Consider the following 7,378-nt stretch of genomic DNA (forward strand, 5'->3'; position numbering starts at 1 on the left):
TCAGGATGCCGGACGTCCAGTCGGGCGCGGTGCCCTGCTCGGCGAAGCCGAACGCCGCCGCGGCGGTGTCGGCGACGTCGTCGCAGTCGTACCCGTTCAGCGTCTTCGTCCACGACCAGGTCTCACCCGGCTGGAACAGGCGCGGGCCGTAGTCCTCGACCGTCCCGTCCGGCGCCTTGATCACGGCGGCGCCGTAGGCCGGGATCGCCGAGGTGTTCTGCGCCCACACCTTCACCACGATCCGTCCCGCCGTCGTGACGTCGAGAGTGACCTCGGTCTCTCCCGTGATGTCGGCCGCCCACGCCGCGGAACCCGCGCCGATCGCTGCCGTCAGCGCCAGGGCTGTCGCCCCCAGACCCGCTGTGATGGTCTTCTTCCTCATGTGCGGCTGTTCCCCCCTCATGCGTCCCACGCGACGTGGGTGGGGACGCCCAACACGTCCCCGAACCGCACGCTATCGACGCCGATGTCACCTCCCGTGTCGAAAACAGAAACAGGTTGTTTCGCCCTCGTCACCGCCCGCCGCTCCCCCGCAGGTTTCGTCGCGAACCTCGACGACCCCTGGCCGATCCCCACGGGGGAACAGCAACGGCGCCGCCGGCCCCGCTCACGAGGAGCGGGGACGACGGCGCCGTTGAACGGGCGGCGGGGTCAGGCGACGGTGAAGACGACCTCGACCTCGACGGGGCTGTCCAGGGGCAGCACGGGCACGCCGACCGCCGAGCGGGCGTGCGCGCCGGACTCGCCGAACACCTCGCCCAAGAACTCGCTCGCGCCGTTGATGACACCGGGCTGACCGGTGAATTCGGGAACGGATGCCACGAACCCGGTGAGCTTGAGCACACCGGTCAGGTTGTCGACACCGCCGACGAGGGCCGCCGCCGCCGCGATCGCGTTGAGCGCGCACTGGCGGGCGTAGGTCTTGGCATCCGCGGGGATGATGAGACCCTCGCCCTCGCCGACCTTGCCCGTGGCGGGGAGGCTCCCCGAGACCATCGGGAGCTGGCCGGAGGTGTAGACGAGGTCGCCGTGGCGCTTCGCGGGAATGTACGACGCGACCGGCGGGACGACCGCGGGCACCTCGACGCCGAGCGCGCTCAGACGCTCCGAAACGCTCACTGCTGCCCCTCGAACTGGCGCGCGGCCGCCTCGGCGGCACCCAGTCCGGCGTTGGCGCTGCCGCCGCCGACGGGGCGCTTGAAATAGGCGACGAGGCCGCCCTCGGGACCGGTCACCACCTGCACGAGCTCCCAGCCCTGCTTGCCCCAGTTGTTGAGGATCGCGGCGGTGTTGTGGATCAGCAGCGGCGTGGTGAGGTACTCCCACGTGGTCATGTCGGGCTCCCGGCGGTGACTCGGATGCGCGCAACGGGGGTGCGCGCGGGGACGGATACGTACGCGCGCGAGCGCACGCCTTCGAGGCATCGCCCAGCAACGTCGCTTAGCATCAAGCCTATGCCCGAGAACAAACGAACGGCTAGCGGTGCCCTTGGCGGCATCGTCGGCCTCGTCGGCCTGAGCGCGGTCGCCGGACTCCTGGTCACCGCCGCCGTGACGCCGGCCATCGCCGTCTCCGGTGCCGCTGCGTCCAGCGCCATCACGATCTTCGACAAGATGCCGAGCTACCTGCAGCCCGACGAGCTGATGCAGCCGACGACGCTCATGGCGGGCGACCGGGTGCTGGCGAAGTTCTACGACCAGAACCGTTCGCCCGTCACCTTCGACCAGGTCAACCCGGTGATGTACGACGCGATCCTGTCGTCGGAGGACCCGCGTTACTACCAGCACGGCGGCGTCGACCTCATCGGCACGACCCGCGCGCTGCTCAGCAACGCGCGCGGCAACGACACCCAGGGTGGCTCCTCGATCAGCCAGCAGTACGTCAAGAACGTTCTCGTGCAGCGCTGCGAGCGCGACGCGAAAGCCGTCGAGGCCACCGACACCACCCCCGGCAAGACGCGCGACGAGGCGCTGCAGGAGTGCGCCGAGCAGGCCGTTCAGTCGGTGGGAACCGCGGGCTACCAGCGCAAGCTGCAAGAGATGCGCTACGCGATCCAGCTCGAGAAGGAGTTCTCGAAGGACCAGATCCTGCTGGGCTACCTCAACATCGCGAACTTCGGCGGTACCACCTACGGCATCGACGCCGCGGCGCGGTACTACTTCAACACCCCCGCCGCCAATCTGACGGTGGGCCAGTCGGCCGTGCTCGCGGGCATGGTGCAGAACCCCAACCGGTTCCGGATCGACCGCCCCGGCGGGTCGATCTTCGATGACGACGGCACGGCCTACAACAAGGCGCCCGACGGCTCCATCGACGATGTGGATCAAAGCACGATCCAGGCGCTGTACACGCTGCGCGACAACGGTGAGATCACCCAGGAGCAGCTGGTCAACGCCGCCGACGGCTACAGCGAGACCAAGGGGCGCCAGCTCTACGTGCTCAGCCGCATGGAGGTCGACGGCAAGATCACGCACGAGCAGTACGTGGCCGCGGCCCTCGAGCCCATCACCCCGCAGATCACCCCGACCGACCAGGGCTGCGTGTCGTCGGCCGCGCCGTACTTCTGCCAGTACGTCGTCTCGACGATCCTGAACGACCCCGCCTTCGGCGCCGAGATCGACGACCGCGTGCGGGCACTGCGTCAGGACGGTCTGACCATCCAGACCACGCTGGACTGGCGTGTGCAGGATGCCGCGCAGAACTCGATGAACGAGAACGCGCCGCAGAGCTTCAACAACATGAAGTTCGGCTCGACCATCGTCAGCACCGAGTCCAAGACCGGTCGCATCCTCGCGATCGCGCAGAACACCAAATTCACGCAGGATCCGGGCCAGGCCGAGGCCGACCCCTCCTTCAACTCGGTGGTCTTCGCCGGCGACAGCACCAACGGCGGATCGATCGGCTTCAACGCCGGATCGACGTTCAAGCTCTTCACGCTGGTGGACTGGCTCGAGAAGGGGCACTCGCTCAACGAGACCCTGAACGGTCGAATGGGCCCCGTGCCGAACATGACCAACTCGTGCACCGGCAATTACGTCAATAAAGACAACGCGCGCATCAACAACTTCGCGAACAACCCGGGTTACGTCGGCACGCCGATGCAGTTCACGCGCGACTCGCTCAACACCGGCTACCTGCAGATGGCCGCCGAGCTCGACCTGTGCGACATCGCCAAGACGGCGAAGAAGCTCGGCGTCACCAAGGGCGACGGCAGCGACATCACGATGCAGTACGCCAACAACGTGATCGGCAGCGACAACGTCTCGCCGATCGCCATGGCCGGCGCTTACGCGACGGTGGCCAACGGCGGAACGCTGTGCCAGCCGAAGGTCATCGACAAGGTCACAGCGAGCGACGGATCCGAGCGGACCATCCCCGAGCGCACCTGCTCGACCGCTCTGACGCCCGAGATCTCGGCGACGGCCGCCTACGCCCTGCAGGGCGTCATGGCGAGCGGCGGAACCGGTCGCTCGGGCAACCCCTTCGACGGGACTCCCGTCATCGGCAAGACCGGTACGCACGAGGGCTGGCAGACGTGGATGATCGAGTCGTCCACCAACACCACCACCGCCGCGTGGGTCGGCAACTTCGAGGGATCCGAAGACCTCTTCGGCAAGTACTGGGGTGGACGCCAGCTGTCCGACATCCGATACGTGCTCGCCGCGGACACCCAGCGGGCGTCGGACGAGTTCTACGGAGGCGACCGCTTCCCCGACCCCGCGTCGAACCTGCTGCGCACGCAGCAGCGCGACCTGCCGAACGTCGTCGGTCAGAGCATCGACGCGGCCCGCTCGACGCTGCAGAACGCCGGCTTCCGTGTGAGCGTCGGCGACCCGATCGACTCGACGTCGGGTCCCGACACGGTCGCCGCGCAGAGCCCCGGCGCCGGGTCCGCCCCCGCCGGTTCGCTCATCACGCTGAGCCCGGGCAACGGCCAGGGCGGCACCGTGCCGAACGTGGTCGGCCAGACCGTCAACGCGGCCCGTGGCGCCCTGAATGCCGCCGGGTACACCAACCTGTCGCTGGGCCCGTGCGTGGCGGAGCCGAACGCTCCGGCCGAGGGTCAGGTGACGGCGACCGATCCGGCCGCCGGCTCGTCCGCCAACAAGAACAGCGCGATCGTCCTGTCGATCGTCGCCAAGGCCTGCGGATGACGCGTCATCCGCTCGCGACGGCCGCCCTCGCACCCCTCGGGGTCGCGGGGGCGGCCGCTGTCGGGGCCGCCGTCTGGGGCGTCGGCGTCGAGCGCTACCTGTTCACGGTCCGGTACCACGCCCTGCGCGTGCTGCCGAAGGGGGCCGATCCCCTGCGCGTCCTGCACGTGTCGGACGCCCACATGGCGCCGTGGCAGCACCGCAAGCAGGAGTGGATGGCCCGCCTCGCCGAACTGTCACCGGACCTCGTGGTCAACACGGGCGACAACCTCGGTCACCGCGACGGGTTGATCGGCATCCGCTCCGCCTTCTCGCCGCTGCGCGGCGTTCCGGGGCTGGTCGTGCACGGGTCGAACGACTACCAGGAGCCGTCGCCGCGCAACCCGCTGCGCTACTTCCTGGGCCCCTCGGGGCATCAGCCCGAGCACAAGCACCTCGACGTCGAGGCCCTCGACCGCTTCTTCACCGACGACCTCGGGTGGAGCATCCTCGACGACACCGCGGTCTCGTTCGAGGTGAAGGGGCTGCGCATCACCGCCTTCGGGGTGAACGACGCCCACCGCAATTGGGACCACCCCGAACTCCTCCCCCCGCTCCTCGAGAGAATGGATGCCGCCGACCTCACCCTCGGCGTCATGCACGCGCCGTACCGGCGCACCCTCGACACGTTCACCGACCTCGGCGCCGACGTGCTCATCGCGGGGCACACCCACGGCGGTCAGGTCCGCGTCCCGTTCAGCCGCGAGGCCCTCGTCTCGAACTGCGATCTGCCGCTCGACCAGGCCCGTGGACTCAGCGAGTGGACGCACGAGGGCCGCACGGTCCCGCTCAACGTGAGCGCCGGGCTCGGGCACTCGATCTACGCCCCCGTGCGCTTCGCGTGCCGTCCCGAGGCGACCCTGCTCACGCTGCTCCCGCGCTGACGCGTCCTCCCCAGCGGCCGAAGGCGTCGATCCGTTCACGGACCGGCGCCTTCGGTCGTTTCCCGGGCGACGCGCTGGCGGACGATCGAGTCTCCTCGACAGAAGGGACTCCCGCATGAACCACCCTCCCCCGCCCCGCCGACGTCTGCTGGCCGCGATCGCGGCGTTCGCCGTGCTTGTCGGCGGCGTCGCTCTCTCCCCCGCCGCGCACGCCGCCGACCGCGGCACCGGGTTCGGCACCTGGGCCGCTCTCTCGCGCACCGGCTGGCACGGCTCGATGAAGGTCGGCGAGGTGCACACCTACTGCATCCATCCCGGCCTGCCCGTGGCGGTCGGCCCCACCACCGATCACGGCACGTCGACCGCGGTCAATGGACTCAACGCGCAGCAGCTCGTCTCGATCAACCACCTGGTCACCACCTACGGCCAGACCGATGATCCGGTGCAGGCGGCCGGAGTCGGTTGGGCGGTCAAGGCGATCGCCGACCTCGACACCACGCTGCATTCGTGGGGCTATGCCGGCGACGACCTCGCCGGCGCGATCGATCACATCATGCGACGCGCCAGTCCGGAGAACAGCGCGGCCGTCCAGGAGCGCGCTCTGCGGTATCTCGCCGAGGCACGGGCGATCCCCGTTCCCCAGCCCGGAGGCACCCTCTCGCTCAGCACGCGACCGGACGATCCGACCCGCGGGGCGCTTTCGGTCGAGGTCGACGCGGCGGCGACGGGCAGCCTGCGCCTGGAGGGCGCCGTCTTCGCCGACAGCGGCAGCCCCGAGCGCCGCGATGTCAGCGGCGGCGGGGTGTTCGAGATCCTCGCGGCGCCGCCCGCGGCGGGAGAAGGGCGCCCCTACACCGTCCGCGCGACGGGGGACTTCGTCCTGCGATCGGCGGCCGTTCGGTACTTCTCCACACCCGGACAACAGGAGTCCGCCGGCCCGGGAGATCCGACCCGCTTCACGTTGTCCACGGTCGACGCCGAACCGCGACCCGTGCGCTTCTCGCCGCGCATCGTCACGTCCGCGGTGATCGACGACGGAGTATTCGTGGACGATGTCACGATCTCGGCCTCCGAGGGGGTCTGGCCCCGACACGGTGACGGGTCGTTCGTGGTGATCCGCGCGACGGCGGACGTGTACCGGACCGGCGCCTTCCCGGCGGAAGCTCCGGACGTCCCCGCAGGCCTGAAGCCCGTGGCGACCCTCGAGCTGCGCACGGATCCCCAGTCCGGCGCGGGGACGTACACGGTGACGTCCCCCGCCCTCCCCGGTCCCGGCGTGTACACGGCGGTGTGGCGGGTGGTGCGGGACGAGCAGGACGCAGCCGCGGTACCGCACCTGGCGCCAGGGTTTCGCTGGCAGGAACGCTTCGCTTCACCGGCGCAGACGCAGCAGCTCACCCCTCCGCCGCCCCGCGACATCCCGCCCTCTTCGCCGACTTCCGCGGCGGCGGCGTCCACACCCGCCCCGTTTCCCCCGCCGCCGACCGCGCCGGCCGCGCTGGCTGCCACCGGAGCGGACGCCGGCACCACCGCGTTCTCCGCGGGGATCGCCGCGGCGATGCTCATCGCCGGTCTGACCGCGCTGATCGTCGCCCGCAGACGCTCGCTGCGCCTCTGAGCGGACCAGGCCGGCCCGGGGCGGCGATCCCGCCGCCTCCGGGCCGATGGCGAGGCGGACACCGAGGCCGAATCGCTCCAGACGCGCCCGGACGTGCACACGGTTCGGAGCACAGCTTCGGACAGGGTAGACTTTTCAAGTTGCAACGGGGTGTGGCGCAGCTTGGTAGCGCGCGTCGTTCGGGACGACGAGGCCGCAGGTTCAAATCCTGTCACCCCGACCAGAGCAGCATCAGAAGGGCCCCTCATCTCGATGAGGGGCCCTTCTGCACGGACCGGTCAACCCGTCGACGCAGTCGCCCTCGTCTCTCGACGTCTCCCGGCGAGCATGCTCGCTCTCCCCCTCGCCCTCACCGGTCCGATCTCAACCGGACGTCGACCGGGATGCCGCGGGACGCGGCCCCAGCCCGACGGGAGACGAACCACGGCGGCATCGGGTGCGCCGCGGACGCGACGTTCACGCGCGTCGCGGGTGTCGCGGACTCCGCGGCCAGCCCGGTGCGTCTGACGACGTCCCCGGCCGGTGGCTGCGGCAATCGACCATATGGCCGCGCGTCGCTCCGGTCGACTCCGAGACGGACCGTCCGCACCCGACGTTCCGCGTGAGCCGACGGCCACGCACGCCGAAGACGGTGGGGCCGGATGCCGTCGGCATCCGATCCCACCGTCCTTTCGAAGCCGTCG

The 7,378-nt window shown here is 70.2% G+C and carries 6 protein-coding genes and 1 tRNA gene; 4 read left to right on the forward strand and 3 right to left on the reverse strand.

The genetic code is table 11. The features are described from left to right. From QZ433_RS02765 to QZ433_RS02775, 3 genes are all read right to left on the reverse strand, one after another. On the reverse strand, window positions 1–382 hold a 382-nt coding region (locus QZ433_RS02765), incomplete at its 3' end, for a hypothetical protein (RefSeq protein ID WP_295779908.1). A 269-nt stretch (window positions 383–651) separates the two neighbouring features. After that, a complete protein-coding gene (locus QZ433_RS02770; RefSeq protein ID WP_295779909.1) occupies window positions 652–1,119 on the reverse strand; it encodes a RidA family protein in 468 nt (155 codons plus the stop codon). After that, window positions 1,116–1,334, reverse strand: coding sequence for a hypothetical protein (locus QZ433_RS02775; RefSeq protein ID WP_108317699.1), 219 nt, complete (start codon window positions 1,332–1,334; stop codon window positions 1,116–1,118). Before QZ433_RS02775 ends, QZ433_RS02770 begins: the two co-directional genes overlap by 4 nt. A 120-nt stretch (window positions 1,335–1,454) precedes the next feature. Between QZ433_RS02775 and QZ433_RS02780 the strand changes: the two genes are divergently transcribed. The 4 genes from QZ433_RS02780 to QZ433_RS02795 all read left to right on the forward strand — a co-directional run bounded on the left by QZ433_RS02780 (window position 1,455) and on the right by QZ433_RS02795 (window position 6,918). Then, on the forward strand, window positions 1,455–4,154 hold the full coding sequence (locus QZ433_RS02780) for a transglycosylase domain-containing protein (RefSeq protein WP_295779910.1): 2,700 nt from the start codon (window positions 1,455–1,457) through the stop codon (window positions 4,152–4,154). Next, window positions 4,151–5,077, forward strand: a complete 927-nt coding sequence (locus QZ433_RS02785; RefSeq protein ID WP_295779911.1) for a metallophosphoesterase — start codon at window positions 4,151–4,153, stop codon at window positions 5,075–5,077. The genes QZ433_RS02780 and QZ433_RS02785 overlap by 4 nt, the downstream gene beginning before the upstream one ends. Before the next feature lie 115 nt (window positions 5,078–5,192). Further along, window positions 5,193–6,695 (forward strand): hypothetical protein, encoded by a 1,503-nt coding sequence (locus QZ433_RS02790; protein WP_295779912.1) that lies wholly within the window; start codon window positions 5,193–5,195, stop codon window positions 6,693–6,695. Window positions 6,696–6,841: 146 nt separating this feature from the next. Further along, window positions 6,842–6,918: transfer RNA gene (locus tag QZ433_RS02795), tRNA-Pro, on the forward strand. Window positions 6,919–7,378 lie beyond the last annotated feature (460 nt).

This window comes from uncultured Microbacterium sp. (assembly GCF_913776565.1).
GTDB lineage: Bacteria > Actinomycetota > Actinomycetes > Actinomycetales > Microbacteriaceae > Microbacterium.

Excerpts from the sequence above, each read along its gene's own strand:
- QZ433_RS02775 (WP_108317699.1), bottom strand. The coding sequence starts at position 1,334 with ATGACCACGTGGGAGTACCTCACCACGCCGCTGCTGATCCACAACACC.
- QZ433_RS02785 (WP_295779911.1), top strand. The coding sequence starts at position 4,151 with ATGACGCGTCATCCGCTCGCGACGGCCGCCCTCGCACCCCTCGGGGTC.
- QZ433_RS02780 (WP_295779910.1), top strand. The coding sequence starts at position 1,455 with ATGCCCGAGAACAAACGAACGGCTAGCGGTGCCCTTGGCGGCATCGTC.
- QZ433_RS02790 (WP_295779912.1), top strand. The coding sequence starts at position 5,193 with ATGAACCACCCTCCCCCGCCCCGCCGACGTCTGCTGGCCGCGATCGCG.